The organism is Priestia filamentosa (assembly GCF_900177535.1).
Classification (GTDB): Bacteria; Bacillota; Bacilli; order Bacillales; family Bacillaceae_H; genus Bacillus_I; species Bacillus_I filamentosa.
The window spans coordinates 215,449-236,558 of sequence record NZ_FXAJ01000002.1; the positions used below are offsets into that span (position 1 = coordinate 215,449).

19 protein-coding genes and 1 pseudogene are annotated in these 21,110 nt (G+C 36.4%); all 20 read left to right on the forward strand.

Annotation, left to right across the window (positions count from 1 at the left end):
• Positions 1-187: 187 nt before the first annotated feature.
• The 20 genes and pseudogenes from B9N79_RS08225 to lpdA all read left to right on the forward strand — a co-directional run bounded on the left by B9N79_RS08225 (position 188) and on the right by lpdA (position 21,027).
• On the forward strand, positions 188-1,225 hold the full coding sequence (locus B9N79_RS08225; RefSeq protein ID WP_046217113.1) for an XdhC family protein: 1,038 nt from the start codon (positions 188-190) through the stop codon (positions 1,223-1,225).
• A complete protein-coding gene (locus B9N79_RS08230; protein ID WP_046217114.1) occupies positions 1,222-1,818 on the forward strand; it encodes a nucleotidyltransferase family protein in 597 nt (198 codons plus the stop codon). Before B9N79_RS08225 ends, B9N79_RS08230 begins: the two co-directional genes overlap by 4 nt.
• On the forward strand, positions 1,818-2,708 hold the full coding sequence (locus tag B9N79_RS08235) for an FAD binding domain-containing protein (RefSeq protein WP_048896763.1): 891 nt from the start codon (positions 1,818-1,820) through the stop codon (positions 2,706-2,708). The genes B9N79_RS08230 and B9N79_RS08235 overlap by 1 nt, the downstream gene beginning before the upstream one ends.
• Complete coding sequence (gene pucD, locus B9N79_RS08240) at positions 2,708-4,957, forward strand: xanthine dehydrogenase subunit D (RefSeq protein ID WP_046217115.1); 2,250 nt, start codon at positions 2,708-2,710, stop codon at positions 4,955-4,957. The genes B9N79_RS08235 and pucD overlap by 1 nt, the downstream gene beginning before the upstream one ends.
• On the forward strand, positions 4,954-5,484 hold the full coding sequence (locus B9N79_RS08245; protein WP_019395433.1) for a (2Fe-2S)-binding protein: 531 nt from the start codon (positions 4,954-4,956) through the stop codon (positions 5,482-5,484). The genes pucD and B9N79_RS08245 overlap by 4 nt, the downstream gene beginning before the upstream one ends.
• 134 nt (positions 5,485-5,618) lie before the next feature.
• On the forward strand, positions 5,619-6,134 hold the full coding sequence (locus B9N79_RS08250) for a BclA C-terminal domain-containing protein (protein WP_239695492.1): 516 nt from the start codon (positions 5,619-5,621) through the stop codon (positions 6,132-6,134).
• Between the two features lie 147 nt (positions 6,135-6,281).
• Positions 6,282-7,712 (forward strand): phospholipase D-like domain-containing protein, encoded by a 1,431-nt coding sequence (locus tag B9N79_RS08255; protein WP_085118109.1) that lies wholly within the window; start codon positions 6,282-6,284, stop codon positions 7,710-7,712.
• Between the two features lie 137 nt (positions 7,713-7,849).
• Positions 7,850-8,605, forward strand: a complete 756-nt coding sequence (locus B9N79_RS08260) for an ABC transporter ATP-binding protein (protein WP_019395436.1) — start codon at positions 7,850-7,852, stop codon at positions 8,603-8,605.
• Positions 8,606-10,540, forward strand: coding sequence for an ABC transporter permease (locus tag B9N79_RS08265; RefSeq protein ID WP_019395437.1), 1,935 nt, complete (start codon positions 8,606-8,608; stop codon positions 10,538-10,540). It abuts the gene before it with no gap.
• A gap of 15 nt (positions 10,541-10,555) precedes the next feature.
• Positions 10,556-10,915 carry a YxeA family protein gene (locus B9N79_RS08270; RefSeq protein WP_046217117.1) on the forward strand — a complete coding sequence of 120 codons (360 nt, stop codon included), beginning with the start codon at positions 10,556-10,558 and terminating at the stop codon, positions 10,913-10,915.
• 139 nt (positions 10,916-11,054) lie between these two features.
• On the forward strand, positions 11,055-11,762 hold the full coding sequence (locus B9N79_RS08275; RefSeq protein WP_046217118.1) for a response regulator transcription factor: 708 nt from the start codon (positions 11,055-11,057) through the stop codon (positions 11,760-11,762).
• 3 nt (positions 11,763-11,765) lie between these two features.
• Positions 11,766-13,175: a sensor histidine kinase gene (locus B9N79_RS08280; protein ID WP_046217119.1), complete on the forward strand. Its 1,410-nt coding sequence runs from the start codon at positions 11,766-11,768 to the stop codon at positions 13,173-13,175.
• A 100-nt stretch (positions 13,176-13,275) separates the two neighbouring features.
• Entirely contained in the window at positions 13,276-14,298 is a 1,023-nt protein-coding gene (locus tag B9N79_RS08285) for a DUF3231 family protein (RefSeq protein WP_048896764.1), read from the forward strand.
• Between the two features lie 397 nt (positions 14,299-14,695).
• Positions 14,696-14,881 (forward strand): annotated as a pseudogene (locus B9N79_RS26860) (S-Ena type endospore appendage); the annotation flags it as partial.
• Complete coding sequence (locus tag B9N79_RS26480; protein ID WP_338090229.1) at positions 14,882-15,646, forward strand: S-Ena type endospore appendage; 765 nt, start codon at positions 14,882-14,884, stop codon at positions 15,644-15,646.
• A gap of 145 nt (positions 15,647-15,791) precedes the next feature.
• The gene (locus B9N79_RS08300; protein WP_040058425.1) at positions 15,792-16,172 is read left to right on the forward strand and encodes a hotdog fold thioesterase; all 381 of its coding nucleotides are present in this window, start codon (positions 15,792-15,794) and stop codon (positions 16,170-16,172) included.
• A 192-nt stretch (positions 16,173-16,364) separates the two neighbouring features.
• Positions 16,365-17,357 carry a thiamine pyrophosphate-dependent dehydrogenase E1 component subunit alpha gene (locus B9N79_RS08305; protein ID WP_046217121.1) on the forward strand — a complete coding sequence of 331 codons (993 nt, stop codon included), beginning with the start codon at positions 16,365-16,367 and terminating at the stop codon, positions 17,355-17,357.
• A gap of 15 nt (positions 17,358-17,372) precedes the next feature.
• Positions 17,373-18,407, forward strand: a complete 1,035-nt coding sequence (locus B9N79_RS08310) for an alpha-ketoacid dehydrogenase subunit beta (protein WP_019395446.1) — start codon at positions 17,373-17,375, stop codon at positions 18,405-18,407.
• A gap of 20 nt (positions 18,408-18,427) precedes the next feature.
• The gene (locus tag B9N79_RS08315) at positions 18,428-19,636 is read left to right on the forward strand and encodes a dihydrolipoamide acetyltransferase family protein (protein WP_046217122.1); all 1,209 of its coding nucleotides are present in this window, start codon (positions 18,428-18,430) and stop codon (positions 19,634-19,636) included.
• A gap of 11 nt (positions 19,637-19,647) precedes the next feature.
• Entirely contained in the window at positions 19,648-21,027 is a 1,380-nt protein-coding gene (lpdA, locus tag B9N79_RS08320; protein WP_048896765.1) for a dihydrolipoyl dehydrogenase, read from the forward strand.
• Positions 21,028-21,110 lie beyond the last annotated feature (83 nt).

Consider the following 21,110-nt stretch of genomic DNA (forward strand, 5'->3'; position numbering starts at 1 on the left):
AAAAACAATAAGAAACACATTTTTTCTAAAAAGAAAGAATGAGTGTTAAAAGATATGACAATTGTGAGGTTTGAATTTAGAAAATCGTCTATGATTTACAAAAGATTACTAAGGAAATTAATTTTTGTAAGAGTATAGGACATACCTTGCTTTTTTAGAGGGAACAGGAAGGAGAGGAGAAAGAGGGATGGAGAATATATATGACATTCTAACTTTGTTGAAATGTTCTAAACCAAAAGCTGTTTTAGCTACTATTATCGAAGTAGAAGGCTCATCATATCGCAAAGAAGGAACATCAATGCTCTTATTGGAAAATGGAGAAAAAGCAGGTGTTTTAAGTGCCGGATGTTTAGAAGAAGATTTATTTCAACGTGCAGCAGACTTCTTTGGAACATCAAAATCGGCTACTTTTACATTTAACATGAAGAGCGAAGACGACTTGCTATGGGGGACCGGAGCTGGATGTAATGGAATTATTCACGTGCTTGTTCAAGGAATAGATGAAAAACTGCGTAAGCATTTACTAACGCTTGGAGAATTTTTAAAACACGGTAAAACGGTAACCGTTGTAAAGAAAATTACGCATGATTTAAGAGTTTCTCACTATCTGTTTATTTCAGAAGATGAATATGTTTTCGGAGAATGGGAAGGAGCAGTTTCTCCAAATGTAAAAAAATTGATGTTATATGGAAAAGAAAAGAGTGGTGTGGCATTTTTTAACGAACATGCCTCATATGTATATGTTCACTGTTTTTATCCAAAACCACGACTTCTATTATTTGGAGGTGGAGAAGATGCTATCCCCCTTGCAAGACTTGCAGCTCAAACTGGTTTTTCTGTGACAGTAACAGATTGGAGAAGAAGTTACTGTCACAGGGAAGCTTTTCCTCTTGCAGATGAGCTCATTGTCTCTTTTCCACATGAAGTAATCAATAAAATGACTATTCAGCCTAAAGACTTTGTTGTCATCCTCACCCATAATTTTCAACGTGACCAAGAAATTTTATCTCTTCTAGGCAAGAAACAGCTTCAGTATGTAGGATTACTAGGATCTGCGAATAGAACGAAGCGGCTCTTTGAAGGAAGAGAAGTTCCCCCTTATATATATAGTCCAGTTGGTCTCTCAATTGGAGCAGAAGGACCTGAAGAAATTGCGGTTAGCATTGTGGCACAGCTTGTTCAGCAACAGCGTTTAGCAGTGAGAGAAAGCCGTACATCAGCATGAAAATAGCGGGAATCTTTCTAGCTGCAGGTTCTAGCAAGAGAATGGGAGTAAATAAATTATCTTTACCTTTTCAAACCTCTACCATCGGAAATACATCTCTTTCACATGCTCTTTTATCTCAACTTCATACAATTATCGTTGTTCACCGTCCAAATGATGATCTTTTTTGGATGAACAAAAGTGATAAAAGAGTTCACTTCGTTTCTTGTATCAGAGCTGAAAAAGGGCAGGCATATTCATTAAAGTGTGGTGTGCAAGAAGCAATACATCAACAAGTAAATGCAGTTGTTGTTCTTCTGGCAGATCAGCCTTTTGTAACTTCTACAATGATTAATCATCTAATGTTCACCTACTCTAAGCAACCGTTCCTTTCCTTTATTGCCCCTCGTTTTCAAGGGACGATGGCGCCTCCTATCTTATTTGCGGATAGTATGTTTCCTCTTCTTTTAAGTTTAGAAGGAGATATAGGAGCTAGGAAGATCTTGAAACATAGAAGTGATGGTCTTTTTCTTTCTTATAAGGAAAAGAAGTGGCTCTATGATATTGATACAAAAGAAGCATATGAACATGTTTTTCGGGAAAGGAGAAAATGATGATTAACGAAGCAATGACAAGCACGCCGTATGTTTGGATACCAAATACAATTACAGAAGCTCTTGATATGAAGAGAAAGCTAGGACTAAAAGCAGAATTTATTGCAGGGGGCACCCTCCTTCAACTTCAATGGGAAAAAAGTGGAGAGATGCCGAAGCATTTAATTAGTTTAGAAAACATAACAGAACTTACAGGCATTACGGAATATAAAGAAAAAGAACTTTCTATTAGACTAGGTGCTCTTTCAACGCTCTCACATTGTCTTAAAAATGAACTTATTAAAAAGTACGCTCCATTTTTACAAGAAGCTCTTAGAGAAATAGGGTGTATTTCTGTTCGGAACAGAGGAACAATTGGGGGAAACATAACTGGTGTTTATGGGGATCTTCTTCCTCTTTTGGTTGCAATTGATGCAGAAATTGAAGTGTTTACACCAAAGGGTTATGAACGAAAGAAAATTGTGAAATGGTTAGAGGAGCGGAAGCTTAATCGTATCTATGAAGAAATAGTAACGGCCATTTATCTTAAAAAGCAATATGAATCTACTTTCTATCAAAAAGTAGGCGGCAGGGAAGCTTTTATACTTTCAACGCTAACAGTTGCTGGCTATATTGAAAAAGATAAGGAAGAAATAAAGGAAGTTCGTCTTGTAACAGGCTATGCAAACAATGAGACAAAACGCCTTTTTAATTGTGAAGACTGGATTAAAAAAAACGTGAAAAAAAGAGAAGATTTAAGGTTATTAAAAGAAAAGATAAGAAAAGAATTTCGCCCTTATACAGATGCTATTGCCTCTGGGACATATCGCCAAAAGCTTGCTTGTAACATTATTGAAGAAAAAGTACACAAAGTTTTATTTGGGGAGAAGATGAAAGAGGAGGGGCTTTGATGAACGAAACAATAAAAGACAGAGTTCGTCCTGATGGAAAGGAGAAAGTAACAGGTGAACTTAAATATTTAACAGACTTAACTTTTCCAAATATGCTGTATGGAAAAGTACTCAGAAGTAAGTATCCTCATGCAAATATCCTCTCAATCTGTACGAAAAAAGCTGAAGAATTAGCAGGAGTAAAAGCGGTTGTAACGAGTAAAGATGTGAAGGGAATGAATCGATTTGGAATTGTTTTTCCTGATCAACCTGTTTTTTGTGAAGAGCGAGTTCGCTATATAGGAGATGCTATTGCAGCGGTAGCAGCTGAAAATGAACGGATAGCTGAACAGGCATTAGAGCTTATTGAAGTATGTTATGAAGAGCTTCCTATCATTTCTAGTCCAGAACAAGCCTTAGAGAAAAATGCTGTGAAACTTCATCCAAATGGCAATGTTTTATATCAAGCCCAGTATGAAAAAGGAGATGTTGAAGAAGGATTTGCAAACTGTGACATAATTATTGAGGAAACATATAAGTTGCCTCGGCAAGCCCATCTTTATATGGAAACAGAAGGAGGAGTTGTAGTTCCAGAAGAGGATGGAAAGATTACGGTTTACATGGGAACACAGCATGGCTATAAAGATCGTTTTCAGCTTGCTCGTATTCTTGCCATTCCTGAACAGGATATAAGAGTTGTTTCAAGTCCAATGGGAGGATCTTTTGGTGGGAAGGATGAGCTCAATGTGCAGCAATATGGAGCAATTCTTGCCCTGAAAACGCAGCAACCTGTGAAACTTCATCAAACTAGACGTGAATCCATTCGTTCAAGTATAAAACGTCATCCAATGAAAATTAGGATGAAAACAGGTGCAACAAGAAAAGGAAAAGTGCTTGCTCAAGAGACAAATATTATAGCAGATACAGGAGCCTATGCAACATTAGGGCCAGCAGTATTGGATTTTGCAGTTGAACATGCTATAGGTCCTTACCTTATTCCCCATGTTAAAACAAAAGGAGTTTCTGTTTTTACTAATAATGGTGTAGCAGGGGAGTTTCGGGGGTTTGGAGGAAATCAAATTACGTTTGCACTTGAGGGTCAAATGGATCGTTTAGCTGAGGAACTTAAGTTAGAACCTCTTCAAATTCGAGCGCAGAATCTTAGAGAAACGTTTGATCCAGGACCCTTAGGCCAAAAAATTGCGCCAACAGATGGAGCAAGAGATGTGCTTTGTGCGATTGGAGAATCTCCTATTTTACAAAAAGAGAGAAGGAGAAAAGAAGGAAAGCTGATTGGAGTAGGCGCAGCTATAACAATGCATGGTGGTGGGTTAGGATTTGGACGACTTGACGCAGCTGGTGGGCGACTTTCTTTAACGAAAGATGGAGATATTGAAATATCTTTTGGATTTGAAGAATGTGGGCAAGGATTGCTATCTGTTATTGAAAATATTACAACAGAGGAGTTTGGATGTGCTCCAGAAGATTTGAAAATTGTGATTGGAGATACTAAATATGTTCCTTCTTCTGGATCTTCAACTGCGTCAAGAGGCACAAGTATGGTATGGCAAGCAATTCAAAGAATGAAAGGAGAATTTAAAGCTCAATTACTACAAGGAGTTTCTCAGTTTCTCAATTTGCCGACTGACTGCCTTTTATTAGGAGAAGGAGGGATATGGTATAAACAAGACGAGCGTGATAGCCTGTGCATAACATACAAAGAAGTGGCTAAGCGTGTTTTTTCTCACAGACTCCCTTGTGTTGAAACTTATTTTCATTTTCCAACAACTCCTGATGCTGTTGTTGGAGGTCATTTTCTATACGCGTTCGGAGCTGTTGCGGTTGAAGTTGAAATAGATGTTATAACTGGAATGGCAAAAGTGACAAAAATGGACCATGCTATTGCGGCAGGACCTGTCATAAGCGAACGAGGTTATCGAGGGCAAATTGAAGGAGGAGCGGCTATGGCTCTTGGCTATTCTCTAATGGAAGATTCACATATATGTAGCGGATTATATACAAGAGATAATATTGACACATACCTTATTCCAAGTATTTCTGATTTGCCTCTTCAAATGAACATCAACAAAATTGAGACGCTCTATAAAGAAGATAGCTATGGTCCTAGAGGCGTTGGAGAAATCGGAACAATTGCTGTTGCTCCTGCTATTGCAGCAGCTGTTTATGATGCTACTAAGTGCTTTGTAAATAAACTTCCTCTTCAACCTGAAAATATATTAGATCATCTTGAGGAAGGAGTGAGAAAATGAGTTATGAAAAAATAGAAAAGCATTATTTGAAAGAAGAACGAAAAAAATTAAAGCTTACTTTTTCTGTAAATGATGAAAAATTTACAATTACTGTCTCTCCGACAAAAAGACTTGTCGATATTTTGCGAGACGATCTCTCTTTAACAGGTACAAAAGTTTCTTGTGGAATTGGTAGATGTGGGGCATGTTTGGTTTTAATGGATGGAAATTTAGTGAATTCGTGTTTAGTGCTCTCTTATCAAGTTCAAAATGCACATATTACTACAATTGAAGGATTAAAAAAAGGGGACCTAGATATTTGTCAAAAAGCTTTTTTAGATGAAGGTGGATTTCAGTGTGGATATTGTACCTCAGGAATGATTATGGCCACTAAATATTTGTTTCAAGAAAACGAAAGCCCAACAGATTGCGAAATTAAAGAAGGCTTGTCTGGAAATCTCTGTCGCTGTACAGGTTATGGAGGAATTTATAGAGCAATTGATAGCATCAAACGAACGCTTGATTCTCAACCAAAGATAGAATCATAGCGTAATCGTTTCACTATATTCTTTCATTTTTTAGTAGGTTAAATGCCGTTTCGTCCTTCACTAAGTTGAATAAATTATAAAAGATGAATAAATGTACGAAGTGGAGGAGGAAGACAGGTGTCAGGGATAAATTTTTGTGGACCTCTAGGCAACTGTGGGGGGAAGGAGCAACGGGAGCAACGGGATCGACAGGAGCAAGGGGAGTAACAGGCCCAACAGGTACTAGTGTGACAACAAGTGGAATGTTTGCTTCAAACACGCTTGGATCTGTGATTGTTGTTGCTCTAGGTGGATCAACAAATATTCGCCTTCCGAACAACCAAAGTTTAGGAAACTTTATCGGAAATGCAAATGATACAGTTTTCACTGTTCCTGAAACAGGTCGCTATTATATTACGTATCAAATTAATACAACAGTTGGCCTTGGTATTGGAGCTGGAGCAAGGGTAACAGCAAATGGGACGCCTATTCCAGGTACAATCTTAGTTCCGGCTGTTAGTAATGCGACATTTTACAGAGATTGTATTACGCCGCTTACAGCAGGGAGCACACTTTCTCTTCAGCTTTTTAGCAGTATTTTATTAACAGCTACTTTGATATCTGGTGGAGGAACAATCGGAGCTTCTCTCAATATAATAAGAATTCAATAGGAAAATGAAGAAGGCCTTGCTTGAGTTAAAGAAGGTCTTTTTAGCATGTGTTTCTATTCTGTCAAAAAAAGAAGGGGAAAATTTATCGTATAAAACAGTGCTTTTTTATAAATTATAAGAAAAAATTGAAACATAAAGAGATGAAAAATGATGAAAGCAAAAAGCATAGTGAAAGGACTAGCGTTTGTTTTATTTTTATATGTTATATACGCTGTAGTAACAGCAGTTGTTTTGTTTTATCTTCCTATTGAAAAAATGGATGAAGCTAGTAGAAGTACAGCTCATGTTTGGAAAGATCAGCATTCTAAAGATGACCGGGTCCTTCTTCTTGAAGATGGCTATAACTCAGGAATTGCGCGAATAAAGATGATTCAAGAAGCAAGGAATTCAATTGATATTGCCTATTACTCCATTGGAAAAGGAGAATCTACTGATTTCGTTTTAGGAGCGCTGTTTCAAGCAGCAGACCGAGGTGTACGTGTACGCGTGCTTTTGGACGGTATTTGCCATAATCTTCGAGGGAAAAGAAGTGATGTTCGCTATGCTTTAGCTTCACATCCGAACATCCAGCTAAAATACTATGAGCCATTTACATTATTAAAGCCATGGACTTGGAATAATCGCCTTCATGACAAAATAATGATGGCAGATGAGGATTTGGCCATTATTGGTGGGAGAAATATAGGAGACAAGTACTTGGCGAAGACCCCTTCTGATGATTTTGTGTATGATCGGGATACGATAGTATTTAATGAAACACAGCGTAAAGATAGCGTTATTATTCCAATGAAAAACTATATGAATGAACTATGGAAACATCCCTATACAAAGACTGTTTTCCAAAACCTTTCAGAACGTGAAAAAGAAAAGGGAGAACGTGTGAGAGATCGTTTGAAAAATAAATATCAAAAAGCAAAGGAAATTCAAAATGAATTTGTGAGTCCACTTTTTCAGTGGAAAACATCAACAGTGCCTGCTCATAAAGTTGCTTTTATTCATAATCCAATCGAACGGTTTCATAAAACACCTTTTGTTTGGGAGAGTTTAATCTCACTCGGAAAACAAGCTCATACTTCTATAGTTATTCAGAGTCCTTATATTGTTCCAACTAAAAATATGGAAAAATATCTGCCTCGTAAAAGAAATGAAAAGATAGAGACAACGGTTCTTACTAATTCGTTAATTTCTACACCGAATGCTCTTGCTTTTGCGGGATATATGGCATCAAGAGATCGTGTTGTTCAAACAGGAACTACGCTTTATGAATACGGTGGACCACATTCTATACATGGAAAGTCCATTGTGTATGATCAAAGCTTGAGCGTTGTTGGTTCTTTTAATATCGATTCACGTTCTGTTTTCTTGAATACAGAATCTGTTCTTATTATTGATAGTGAGTCATTTGCATCAGAGTTAACGAAAGCTATTGATGATAAAGTAGAGTATAGTGCACTTATAGCGAAAGACCAACAGTATGTACGAAAACCTTATGAAGAGAAACGAAAGGCCCCTTTTTTAAAATCTGCATTCCTTCGTGTACTTTCCAAAATGACTGTATTATGGAAAGAACTTATTTAACTAACATATTATAAATGCTTAAAACCCTTATCAGCTTTGATAAGGGTTTTTTTAAGGTTTATGTAAGGTTTACATTAAAATGATGTAAGGTTCAGCATCTATAATCGTTCTTGTAGCTTAGTCAAGGAGGAACACAAATGAAAACCATTTTAAAAGCAAGAAACATCCAAAAGGTATTTGGAACTAAAGGAAATGTATATAGAGCATTAGAAGACATTAATCTAGAAATTCAAGAAGGAGAATTTATAGGCATTATGGGGCCCTCTGGTGCAGGGAAGTCAACATTACTAAATATTTTTTCAACCATTGATACCCCAACAGCAGGAGAGGTTATGATCTCAAAGCAAAACATCGTCAAAATGAAAGAAAAGGAGCTTTCGGACTTTAGAAGAGACAAACTCGGCTTTATTTTTCAAGACTATAACCTTCTTGACACATTAACCGTAAAAGAAAATATTCTTCTGCCTCTTGCCCTAGCAAAAGTCTCAGCAGCAGAAATTGAAAAACGGGTGAACGATATTGCTAAAACGTTCGGCATTAGTGATCTTCTTGATAAGTATCCGTACCATATATCAGGAGGGCAGAAACAGCGTACAGCAGCAGCACGAGCAATTATTTCAAATCCTGCTTTAGTATTAGCAGATGAACCGACAGGAGCCCTTGACTCTAAATCTGCAAAAAGTTTGTTAGAAAGCTTAACGAAATTAAATAGAGAAAGAGAAGCAACGATTATGATGGTTACACATGACGCTTTTGCAGCAAGTTTTTGCAAACGTGTATTGTTTATTAAGGATGGCAGCATTGCTGCTGAAATTTATAAAGGTGAAAAAGATCGCCAAGGTTTCTTTGAGCAAATTCTACATGTTCTTGCTTCCATTGGAGGTGGAGCATAGATGAGCCTTTTTAGTATTGCTAGAAAAAATATGAGGAAAAATTTCAAAAATTATTTTTTGTATTTTACATCTCTTATTTTTAGTATTGTCATCTATTTTACGTTTATCTCGTTAAAATACGATAAAACCATTCAAACAGCTTCTGATTCTTCAACAAAAATCAGCTCTGCTTTTAATGGAGCATCTGTTATTTTAATCATTTTTGTAGCAGTTTTTATTTGGTATTCCAATACTTTTTTTACGAGAAAGCGAAAAAAAGAAGTTGGATTATATGCGTTACTGGGTGTGCGTAAAAAACAGATTGGTCGCATGCTCTTTTATGAGAATTTCATTATGGGAATAGGCGCTCTATTTGTAGGGATTTTACTTGGAGCATTTCTATCTAGATTCTTTATGTCTCTTTTAATGAGTATTATGGGATACGAAGTGCTTGGGAGTTTTGAGATTTCTTTTAGCGCTGTGATAAACACAGTAACTGTATTTCTTATTATAACGCTTATTGCTTCTTTTCAAGGTTATCGTCTAGTCTATCGTTTTCAACTTATTGAACTTTTCCGTGCGGATCAAGAAGGAGAGAAAGAGCCAAAAGCATCTTTTTTCATCGCGCTTTTATCACTTATCCTCATTGGAATTGGTTACTGGCTTGCGCTTCAAAACTTATTGAAATCGGAAGTTTGGAAAACGCTAGGGTTTATGGTGACTCCTCTCGTTATCCTAGTAACGGTTATATTAGGTTCGTATCTTTTATTTAATACATTATCTCTTTATGTACTAAAGCTTGTTAAGAAAAATAAAAGCTATGCTTGGCGGGGAAGTAATCTCATTGGTGTTTCTCAGCTTCTATATCGAATAAAAGGAAATGCTCGTATGCTGACGATTATCGCAATACTTAGTGCAACAACCTTAACAGCCGTTGGAACAGCATACAGTTTTTATTACAACAATAAAAGCAACGTAGAAATCAATGACCCGAACAGTATGATGTTTAGAGATGAAGATGAAAGTAAAGCAAAAATCGTTCAAGATTTAATTCATAAAAATAAAGATCATAAAGTGGCGTATCATAAACAAGTTTCAACGCTTGAGCTAAAAGGAGATATTACAGGCTTAAAGAATACACTGCCTTTTAAGACAATGATGTACACTGTAATTTCATCTACGGATTTCAATGAGTTAGCACAAGAGCAAAAAAGGAAAGATAAGCTCTTTTTAAAAGGAGATGAAGCAGCTGTATTAGAGCCGGCCTATTTTGAAGGGATAACACCTAAATATGTAGGCTCAACCGTTTCTTTAAAAGGAAATGAGCAAGTGAGGGAAATTACGTTTACAAAGTTGAAAAAGTATAATGTTTTAAATACGTATACAGCGGGAGCAACCGTTGTTGTAAGCGATAGTATGTTTGCGCAGTTAGCAAAAAATGAGAAACAAGTAAACATGGAAGTTTATGAAATCACAGACGAAGAACATGCAAAACAACTTACGGAAAGTATTAACGCTGTTCTTGCTGATAATGCACAATTCTCAAGCTTTTATGAAGATTATGCTTCAGGACTAGAGGCTGCGGGCTTGATGATATTTATGGGAGGTTTTTTAGGACTAGTATTTCTTGCTGCGACAGGAAGTATTATTTATTTCAAACAATTAGCAGAAGCAAATGCAGATAGAAGTCGCTACGTTGTTTTATATAAAATTGGTGTAGATAAAAGGCAAATCAAGAAAACAATAGCGAAACAGCAAGCATTTATCTTTACTCTTCCTTTAATTATAGGGATTGCTCATTGTAGTGTAGCTTTAACCGCTTTATCAAAGTTGTTACAAACAAATCTAGTTGTTCCTGTTCTTATATGTGTAAGTGTATATACTTTCATATATGTGTTGTATTACTTTTTAACCGTAAACTCATATTACAAAATTGTGATGAAAACAAATGAATAGAAAAGGAGACAAATCATGAAAAAAACCACAATCATTCTTATAACGTTTGTAGTTGTATTAGGTGGAGCACTTTTATTTCTCCAGAACATAAATATTAATCGATTATGGACTGACAAATATTATACACAAATTACAGGTGAGGGCAAAAAATTAGAGGAAAAAGCTTCTAGTGGAGAAGTATTTGTAAGATATGAATATACACTTCGGGCAGTGAAGGAAGACGGTGAAGCCAAAACTGTAACATTTACGTCTCAAAACCCCCTCCGCCAGCAAGCTTATTTAGAGCTATTTATAAAAAACGATAAAGGTGTAACATCATATGAAGAAATAAACGAAGATAAAGTTCCTCAAAAAGCAAAAGAAAAATTCATATGAGTCACTTTGCGCCCTTTACAAAAGAAGTCTTTTGTAAAGGTTTTTTTATAGAAAGAGAAGAAAATACGACAATGTTTTAATAAGTATAGTAATTTCTATATAATAGGGAGCATGATACATTTTAAAGGTGGTTGTTGATATGATGAATAACGAAAAGATACTTGTCATAGACGATGAAGAAGATATTTTGCTGCTTATAAAGACGGTATTAAGAAAGGAAGGAATTGAGCACGTATTAACAGCTTCGACTGCAAAGGAAGGGATGGCTCAATTTCGTCAACAGAAACCAGATCTTATTTTACTAGATATTATGTTACCTGATGGAGAAGGATATGACATATGTAAAGAAATTCGCACAGTGTCAAAAGTACCAATTCTCTTTTTATCAGCCAAAACAGAAGAAATCGATAAGATTTTAGGTTTTGCAATTGGGGGAGACGATTATATTACAAAGCCGTTTAGTCCAAAAGAGGTTGCTTACAGAGTGAAAGCTCAGCTAAGAAGAGCGAGTTATGGAAAGGAACAGGAAAAAAGCGATCCTATTATTACAAAAGGTCCTTTTATACTCAATGAAGAAAAAGCAGAGCTAGTCAAAAACGGAAAAACTGTAGAGCTTAAACGAAAAGAGCTTGGACTAATGAAGCACTTTCTTGAAAATCCAAATAAAGTAATTAGTAAAGAAAGACTTTGTGATGTTGTATGGGGAGAAGACTTTATTGGATTTGATAATACAATTATGGTTCATATAAGAAGACTGCGCGAAAAAATAGAAGATCAGCCTTCAAAACCTATCTACTTAATGACTGTAAAAGGATTAGGATACAAGCTTGTTATCGAGGATGAATAAGAGATGAAATGGAAGTTAACAGGTCGTTATTTATTATCAATTGTACTTGTTGTTATTTTAGTTGTGATCATTAATATTGTGACGCTCATTGGATTGTTCCTCATAGAAATTAATACAGGAAAGTCAGTATTTCACAGTGGAGAAATATCAGCTGAGCGGTTTACAAGAAATTTTGATCGTTATATTACTGTAGCAAATGGAACTATTGATGTTACTAAAAAAGGAAAAGAAAAGCTTGACCAAAAAAACGCGTGGATTCAAATTGTTGATGAAAACGGAAGGGAAGTTTACGGCTACAAGCTTCCAAAAGCTGTGAAGAAAAAATATACGCCGTTAGAAACCATCAATAGATATAAATATAAAGAAGAAGATATATTAGCGACCGTTTTTGCAAGCGGAAAAACGGTGAATAATCGGGAATACAGCTATTTCGTTGGTTTTAGCGATCCGAATATCGATAAATATGTTTTTACATTTGATATCGAAAGCATTCTTCACAATTTTAAAGTAGGAATACTTACTTTTTTACTTATCGATAGCTTGATTGCTTTTTTCATTGGCTATTTATTTAGCAAAAAACTAACATCTCCATTAAATAGCTTAATTGATGGAATTAAAAGACTTGCAAACAAAGATTATAGCGTAAATTATCAACCGAAAGGCATTTATAAAGACGTTTTTTATAATGTGAACTACTTGTCAACTGAGCTAACCTCAAATGAAAAGGAGCGCAAGAAGTTAGATCATATGAGAGAAGAATGGCTTGCGAACATTTCTCATGATATCAAAACGCCGCTTGCTTCCATTCAAGGATATGCTGAGATGATGAAAAATAAAGAATATCATTTTTCATTAGATGAGATGCGAGAATATGCCGACATTATTGAAAAAAAAGCACTATATATGAAAGAAGTAATGGAAGACTTAAATTTAACAACAAGACTAAAAAATAAAGAACTTATGTTAAATAAAAAGGAAGTCAATATTGTTACAGTGCTTCGCAACATTGTCATCGATATTTTGAATGATGCAAGATATGCTAACCGTCATATTGAATTTGAAGTAGAGCAGGAAAAAGTAGAAGTAGAGGTAGATGAGATTTTAATTCGCCGGGCATTGCACAATTTAATATACAATGCAATTGTACACAATGATGAGAATGTAAGAATAACGGTTCGAATTGAAAAGAAAGCACGACCACATATTGTTATAGAAGATAATGGAAAAGGAATTAAGAAAGAAGATGTGGATAAAATTTTTGATCGTTATTATCGAGGAACAAATACAGGGGAGCTTCATAAAGGCTCTGGTCTTGGTATGGCTATTGCGAAAGACGTTATTAAAGCACATGATGGGGAGATTGAAATGAAGAGTATAGTTGGAATGGGAACAACAATTAATATCTATCTCTAGTCTCTCAGTTGATTTATAATTATTTATATATTTCATATGTATTTCGTTCATTGTTTGTAAACACTAACTACAATAAGCTTAATTTTAGGGGGTTACTACAATGGAAGGAAAGAAGGTTTATTTAACATCGGCTGAGATTGCTTGTCTTTGGACGGCTTATATGAATGATAGTATGTCAAAATGTATTTTAGGTCACATGCTGAAATATATTGAAGATGATGACATAAAACCTGCTATTAGGCATGCTTACGATATTTCTTCACAGCATTTAAAACAGCTAGTTGAAATATTTAATGAAGAAAATTATGCTATTCCAAACGGTTTCACATCTCAAGATATTAATGAAGAAGCTCCATGGCTTTATACAGATGTTTTTTGTTTAAATTATGTTAACTTTATGGCTAGAGTAGGTATGATAACATATAGTGGCACTATTTCAATGAGTTCAAGAGGAGATATTCGTCACTATTTCACAACGGCTTTAACACAAACGAGTGAGCTTTATAATATGACAACAGATATTGCTCTTTCAAAAGGGGTATTTAACCGCCATCCGTATATCCAAGTTCCTAAAGAAAGCAGCTATATAAATAGCAAAAAATATTTAAGTGGTTTAAATCCATTTAACTCTAAACGGCCATTGAATGCAGTTGAGATTTCTCACTTGTTCATGAATATTGTCACAAATGTGATTGGTGTTCAACTTTGCCTAAGTTTTGGACAAACTTCCCCCTCAAAAGAAATCCAACAGTACATGCAGCGTGGAAAAGAAATCTCAAACAAGCATATTAAAGTATTTGCAGATATGCTGCTTAATAATGATATTCCTACTCCAAGGTTACCTGATATGGGGGTAAGCAACTCTACAACCCCAACATTTTCAGATAAATTGTTAATGTTTCAAATGTCGCTTTTGAGTGCAGCAGGAACAGGAAACTATGCCACTGGGGCAGCTGCTAGTCAGCGCAGTGATCTTGTTTTAAATTATGAACGGCTATCATTAGAAATTGGTCAATTTGCTAAAAAGGGAGCTGATATTATGATTAAACACAACTGGCTAGAGCAGCCTCCTGGAACAGCAGATCGCAAGACATTAGTTAGTAAGAAAGAACGCCAAGAATAAAGAAGAATCTCTTATTTTATTTAAATAAGAGGTTCTTTTTTAATTCCTTACTTTTTCTAATAACGGGGATTAAACACTTCTTTACTTTAAATAAGCGCTTTCTTTTAAAAAATAACAACAAAAAGGCTAACCAATATGGAAAAAAATTCATAAATTAGTTGTATAGAACAGGGGGGATTGCATGTCTACTATTCAAGCTGATCACCCTAAATCCCATTGTATAAGAGTTGCGAAGGTTTTTGACTGGATGACTCGATCCTCTACAATCCAATTCGAGCGGCCTGTTTTTAAGAAGAAAAAGCAAAAAATACAGCATGAAAAAATATGCCGTCACTTCCGAATCGCAAATCCCGCTGAGTATCCAGCTATACTTTGAGAACATCATTCCTCTGTTCCTACGACGGGCACGATTTGGATATGCAATAATTCTCAATATGGAGAAGCGATGAGCGTTTTTGTTAATCATGAGTTTGTTTTCTCTGTTTTAAGAGGACAATCAAGAAGCATAACAGTTGCAAAGCTTCATTCTTTAGCTGTTACAAATGAAGGGAAACACGGGGTGAAAGGGACGTTCCACATTGCCGTGCATCGGAAACTATCATTTGTATCAGAGGAACAGTTTGATATTTCAGCTTTGGAAAATGCACGCTTCTTCTTTAGTGATGAAAAAGGGTATCCATTGTCTTCAGAACAAGAAAAAATAACGTGTAGAGAAAAAAGGGATTCTTCAGAACAAAAAAGGAGAAGAATTGTTTTACCAAATAGGGAAACTATCCTTCTTCAAGAAATTCAGTTCGTACAAGAAGGATACGTATGTCTTGAATTTGAAGATTGTATTATAGGTCCTTTTGCTTTTTCACATGAAGAAACGTATCTTCTATATGCTCCAATTCATACCATTGTAAACACTGCTATTGAAAATGTTCATTGTTATGAAGAATTTTTACAGAGCAACGAGAAAGAAGTTTGTTTTATTGTTAATTTAATAATTAGTTTTGATATGACAATAGAAGTCCTAAAAGATGAAAATCGAAGTATAAATGGGACATTTGGGATGCCTAGAAGAAAATCGTCAGTTACAACCGTTGGAACGCCTATTCCAGTTTGGACTGATACAAGCACGTTTGCAATTAATGGAACAATTGTAGTTGAAAACAATGGGACAATAGGGGTTTCAGCAACAGCGAGTTTGGAAGTTAAAGGAACAGCTGTTACTGATTTTACAGGGGGACCAGGCGAAGCACAATCTATCACATTAAACAATATCGAGTCCATTGCAATTGCAGGTGCAGGTGGAACAGGAACAGCAAGTGTGAAAGTTGCTTTTTCCTTAAACTATAAATTTTAATCGTGAAAAAAGCTTGGATTATTCTAAATCTAAGCTTTTTTGTATACTTTTATCTTATTCTTTGGAAGAAGAGATAAAAACTGTTATCCTAAGGTGTACATATTTTTATTTTTTGGAGGCAGTTATAATGGAAGCACATTTTAACATGAAAAACACTCTTATGGAAAGTCTAGGGATAGAAATTTTAGAAGTAAAAGAAAACGGGACATGTATAGCAAAGATGCCTGTTGACGAAAGAACACATCAACCGTTCGGTTTTCTACATGGTGGAGCTTCTGTAGCTCTTGCTGAAACAGTTGCAAGTCTTGGGGCCGCAAGTTTAGTTGACCTTAAGGAAAAAGCGGTTTTTGGACAAGAAATTAATGCAAACCATATTCGCTCTAAACAAAGTGGCTTTGTAACAGGAATAGCATCTGTTATTCACCAAGGCCGGACAAGCATGGTATATGAGATTCGGATTGTTGATGAAGAAGAAAAACTGATTTCAATCTCAAGATGTACGATTGCGGTTGTTGATAAACGCTAAAAAACATCCTTTAAGTCTTAGTGCTTAAAGGATGTTTTTTTTGAAACAAAATGAGACAAAGTGACACAAACGTGTCATTTTGTCTCATTTTGTTAGAAGGAAAGTGAGACAGAAAGCTTATAAAACAACATTCTTTTTTTGGCATGCTTCTTGCATCTATGTATAGAGAGATATTAAAAAGGAGGCTGTACAATGAAAATGACGGAGCAAAATCAAAAACACCTTTCTTGGGAAAAAGCAACATGGATGTATCAGAAGATGGTTGAAATTCGCAAGTTTGAAGATAAAGTTCATGAAATCTTCGCACGAGGCGTTCTACCTGGATTTGTTCATTTATATGCAGGGGAAGAAGCTATTGCAGTTGGAATGTGCGCTCATTTAACAGATAAGGACAGCATTACAAGCACACATAGAGGGCATGGACATTGCATTGCAAAAGGATGCGATCTTGACGGGATGATGGCCGAGCTTTTCGGGAAAATTTCGGGTCTTTGTAAAGGAAAAGGAGGATCAATGCATATTGCAGATTTAGATAAAGGGATGCTTGGAGCAAACGGAATTGTTGGGGGAGGATTCCCGCTTGCGTGTGGGTCTGCATTAACAGCAAAATATAAAAAGACAAAAGATGTAAGCGTTTGCTTTTTTGGGGATGGAGCTAATAATGAAGGAACATTTCATGAAGGAATCAATTTAGCAGCTGTGTGGAAATTACCTGTTATCTTCGTTGCTGAAAACAACGGGTATGGGGAAGCAACCCCTTTTGAATCTGCTTCAAGCTGCTCGACAATTGCAGAAAGAGCAACATCATACAACATCCCAGGTATACGAGTTGATGGAAAAGACATTTTAGCTGTTTATAAAGCAGCAGAAGAAGCAGTTCAAAGAGCCCGTAACGGAGAAGGCCCAACTCTCATTGAATGTGTGACATATAGAAATTATGGTCATTTTGAAGGGGATGCTCAAACCTATAAGAAAAAAGAAGATCGAGAAGAGCATTTACAAGAACGTGATGCAATTGCTTTGTTTAAAAACTATCTTACTTCAGAAGAAATTGTTAAAGAACAAGAGCTTAATAACATTGATGAAAGAGTAGAAGAAGCCGTCTCAAGAGCAGTTGAACTTGCTGAAAACAGTGAGTATCCAGATAAAAATGAATTGTTTAAAGACGTATATGTTTCATATTAAAAGGAGGAGAGAAAAATGAGCAGACAACTAACAATGTCAAAAGCGATTAATGAAGCACTTCAGCTTGCAATGAGGAAGGATAGAGACGTTATCATGCTTGGAGAGGATATTGCAGGAGGTGGAGGAGTTGACCATCTTCAAGATGATGAGGCATGGGGAGGCGTGCTTGGGGTTACAAAAGGACTTGTTCAAGAGTTTGGGAGAGATCGAGTGTTAGATACCCCGATTTCAGAAGCGGGATATGTTGGAGCAGCAATGGGGGCAGCTGCGACTGGACTTAGGCCTGTTGCAGAGCTTATGTTTAACGATTTTATCGGATGTTGTCTTGATCAAGTGTTAAATCAGGGGGCGAAGTTTCGCTACATGTTTGGGGGAAAAGCAAAAGTCCCTGTTACAATTCGCACAACACATGGAGCAGGATTTCGAGCAGCAGCGCAGCATTCTCAAAGCTTATATGCTTTATTTACAAGCATTCCAGGAATTAAAGTTGTTGTTCCTTCTTCTCCATATGATGCAAAAGGATTGTTGTTGTCAGCAATTGAAGATGATGATCCTGTTATTTTCTTTGAAGATAAAATTTTGTATAACGCAAAAGGAGAAGTTCCTGAAGGATATTACACAATTCCACTTGGCAAAGCAGACATTAAGCGAGAAGGAAGCGATTTAACAATTGTTGCAATTGGAAAGCAAGTTGGCACAGCACTAACAGCGGCAGCGCAGCTTTCAAAACGCGGCATTGAAGCAGAAGTCGTTGATCCACGTAGCCTCTCACCACTTGATTCTACAACAATTCTTTCTTCTGTTGAAAAAACAAACCGCCTTATTGTTGTTGATGAAGCAAGCCCACGATGCAGCATTGCAACAGACATTGCAGCACTTGTAGCAGATGAAGCTTTTGATATGTTAGATGCACCAATTAAGCGGATTACAGGACCACACACACCTGTTCCATTTTCGCCACCTCTAGAAGATGAATACTTACCAACGCCAGAGAAAATTATTAAAGTTGTATCAGAACTGATTGGAGACAAGTCTCTTCTAAATGTATAAGAAAAAAGGGGGAAAAGAAAATGGCAGTTGAAGTTGTCATGCCAAAGCTCGGAATGGCGATGAAAGAAGGAATAATATCCTCTTGGAATAAAAAAGTAGGGGATAAAGTGACAAAAGGAGAGCCTGTTGCGAGCATTAACTCCGAGAAAATTGAGATGGAAGTGGAAGCGCCAAGTGACGGAGTCTTATTAGATATTAAAGTTGAAGAAGAGGAAGGGGTTCCTCCAGGTACTGTTATTTGCTACATTGGAGAACTGAATGAACAAATTGCCCCTAAAAAAGATAAAGAAACGAAGTGTCTTTCTTTATCTTCTTCAAAAGAGGAAGTGGCAGCAACAGTTGCTATAGAAGAACGTCCTATAAAAAAGAATCGTCTTAAAATTTCACCTGTTGCTAAAAAGATAGCATTAGCTTCTGGACTTGACATTGACACTATACAAGGAAGCGGTCCAGGAGGTCGCATTACAAAAGTTGATGTTGAAAAAGAATTGAAAAAGCAAGGTGAAAAAGAGGAAGAGAGCAGAGAAGAAGGGAGAGAAGAACGAACAAAAATACCTTTAGCAGGAATGAGAAAAGTAATTGCTGAACGTATGAAAAGCAGTTTATTAAACAGTGCCCAGCTTACAATTACGATGAAAGCAGATGTTACAAATCTTGTTAAACTAAGAGAGGAAGTAAAACAATCCTTTGAAAAAAGAGGAGAAGAAAAGCTTTCTCTGAATAACTTTATTGTGCGAGCTACTGTTTTATCGTTAGAAAAACATAGAGAAATGAACAGCAGCTACGATGAGGAAGGCATTATTTATCATGAAGGTGTACACGTTGGAATTGCTGTTGCTATTAAAGATGGCTTACTTGTTCCTGTTGTAAGAAATGCCGAAAAGCTTTCCCTAGTGGAAACAGCGACAACGATTAGAAAACTCTCTTCTTCAGTTCGACAAGGAGAGATGGATGGAATTGAAATGACAGGGTCGACCTTTACAGTGACAAACCTTAGTGCATACGGAGTAGAATTCTTTACTCCTATTTTAAACCCACCAGAAACAGGAATTCTTGGGGTTGGGGCAGTTGAGCAAGTTCCAATGTATAAAGGAGCAGAACTTCAAAAGTGCAGCATGCTACCACTTAGTTTAACATTTGATCATCGTGTTGTAGATGGAGCACCCGCTGCGGAGTTTTTACAAACCATTAAGGGGTATTTAGAAGACCCAATTGCAATCCTTTTATAGGAGGAAAAAACATGTCAACATTAGTTGTAATTGGAGGAGGCCCTGCTGGCTATGTTGCAGCAATTAAAGCTTCCTCACTCGGAAAAAAGGTGATATTAGTTGAAGAAAAGGATCTTGGAGGTACGTGCTTAAATGAAGGATGTATGCCAACAAAATCCTTACTCGAGAGTGCTTTAACATATGAAAAAGTAAAGAAAGCAGGACGCTTTGGTATAGAAATTTCAAATGAAGCCACTGTTAATTGGAGTGGGGTGCAGGCTTATAAGCATGGTGTTGTTCATCAGCTTATGCAAGGGATTAAATATTTAATGAAGAAAAATAAAATTAACGTTATGAATGGAAGAGCTTCTTTCATCAGTCATAATCGAGTAAGAGTGCAAAAAGAGAACAGTGTTGACGAAATAGAAGGAACCGAGTTTATTATTGCTGCAGGATCTGCTCCTGTGTCTTTACCGTTTGCTCCATTTGATGGAGATTGGATAATCCATAGCGGGCAAGCAATGTCGCTTTCAATACTTCCATCTTCTCTAATTATCGTTGGAGGAGGGGTTATTGGATGTGAGTTTGCTAGTATTTATAGCCGTCTTGGAACAAAAGTAACCATTATTGAAGGGAGTCCAACCCTTCTTCCACATGAAGATAAAGATATTTCAGCTCTTTTACATGAAAAGCTTGCAGAAGATGGAGTAGAAATTTATACAAATACTCGCTTAGAAAGTGTAGAGAAAAAAGCTAAAAAAGTCAGTTTTATAACAAGTGAGGGAAGATATGAAGAAAGACAAGGTGATTATGTACTTGTTTCTGTCGGAAGAAAGCCAAAAACAAGTGATCTTTGCCTAGAGAGAGCCGGAGTAGTATTTACGGATGAAGGAGTTATTGTAAATGAACACATGCAAACAAGTGTCCCAAACATTTATGCATGTGGAGATATTATAGGAGGTATTCAGCTAGCACACGTTGCTTTCCATGAAGGAGCAGTTGCAGCACTCCATGCATGTGGAGAGAAGACTAAAGTGAATTATCGGGCAGTGCCTCGGTGTGTCTATACATTTCCAGAGGTAGCAAGTGTCGGATTTACAGAAAGAGAAGCAAGAGAAGTATATGATAGAGTAAAAGTTGGAGAGTTTTCATTTGGGGGAAACGGAAAAGCCCTTATTACAGGTGAGCCATTTGGAAAAGTAAAAGTAATGATAGAAGAAGAGTTCAATGAGATTATTGGCCTTTCTATTATTGGGCCAAAAGCAACAGAGCTCATTGGGCAAGGAACAGTAATGATTCATAGTGAACTAACAATAGATGTAATGGAAGATTTTATTGCTGCTCATCCAACACTTTCAGAAGCTATTCATGAAGCGCTCTTGAACACGACAGGAAGTGCTGTACATGCTTAAAAAAGGATAGAATGGACTGCTGTTAACAGCAGTCCATTTTCTTATAATATAGACTATATTGAAAACGCTTTCCAAAACTTCTA

What these genes read in the sequence shown, in the direction of transcription:
- B9N79_RS08225 (WP_046217113.1), top strand. Translation starts at nt 188, where the DNA reads ATGGAGAATATATATGACATTCTAACTTTGTTGAAATGTTCTAAACCA.
- B9N79_RS08230 (WP_046217114.1), top strand. Translation starts at nt 1,222, where the DNA reads ATGAAAATAGCGGGAATCTTTCTAGCTGCAGGTTCTAGCAAGAGAATG.
- B9N79_RS08235 (WP_048896763.1), top strand. Translation starts at nt 1,818, where the DNA reads ATGATTAACGAAGCAATGACAAGCACGCCGTATGTTTGGATACCAAAT.
- pucD (WP_046217115.1), top strand. Translation starts at nt 2,708, where the DNA reads ATGAACGAAACAATAAAAGACAGAGTTCGTCCTGATGGAAAGGAGAAA.
- B9N79_RS08245 (WP_019395433.1), top strand. Translation starts at nt 4,954, where the DNA reads ATGAGTTATGAAAAAATAGAAAAGCATTATTTGAAAGAAGAACGAAAA.
- B9N79_RS08255 (WP_085118109.1), top strand. Translation starts at nt 6,282, where the DNA reads ATGATGAAAGCAAAAAGCATAGTGAAAGGACTAGCGTTTGTTTTATTT.
- B9N79_RS08260 (WP_019395436.1), top strand. Translation starts at nt 7,850, where the DNA reads ATGAAAACCATTTTAAAAGCAAGAAACATCCAAAAGGTATTTGGAACT.
- B9N79_RS08265 (WP_019395437.1), top strand. Translation starts at nt 8,606, where the DNA reads ATGAGCCTTTTTAGTATTGCTAGAAAAAATATGAGGAAAAATTTCAAA.
- B9N79_RS08270 (WP_046217117.1), top strand. Translation starts at nt 10,556, where the DNA reads ATGAAAAAAACCACAATCATTCTTATAACGTTTGTAGTTGTATTAGGT.
- B9N79_RS08275 (WP_046217118.1), top strand. Translation starts at nt 11,055, where the DNA reads ATGATGAATAACGAAAAGATACTTGTCATAGACGATGAAGAAGATATT.
- B9N79_RS08280 (WP_046217119.1), top strand. Translation starts at nt 11,766, where the DNA reads ATGAAATGGAAGTTAACAGGTCGTTATTTATTATCAATTGTACTTGTT.
- B9N79_RS08285 (WP_048896764.1), top strand. Translation starts at nt 13,276, where the DNA reads ATGGAAGGAAAGAAGGTTTATTTAACATCGGCTGAGATTGCTTGTCTT.
- B9N79_RS08300 (WP_040058425.1), top strand. Translation starts at nt 15,792, where the DNA reads ATGAAAAACACTCTTATGGAAAGTCTAGGGATAGAAATTTTAGAAGTA.
- B9N79_RS08305 (WP_046217121.1), top strand. Translation starts at nt 16,365, where the DNA reads ATGAAAATGACGGAGCAAAATCAAAAACACCTTTCTTGGGAAAAAGCA.
- B9N79_RS08310 (WP_019395446.1), top strand. Translation starts at nt 17,373, where the DNA reads ATGAGCAGACAACTAACAATGTCAAAAGCGATTAATGAAGCACTTCAG.
- B9N79_RS08315 (WP_046217122.1), top strand. Translation starts at nt 18,428, where the DNA reads ATGGCAGTTGAAGTTGTCATGCCAAAGCTCGGAATGGCGATGAAAGAA.
- lpdA (WP_048896765.1), top strand. Translation starts at nt 19,648, where the DNA reads ATGTCAACATTAGTTGTAATTGGAGGAGGCCCTGCTGGCTATGTTGCA.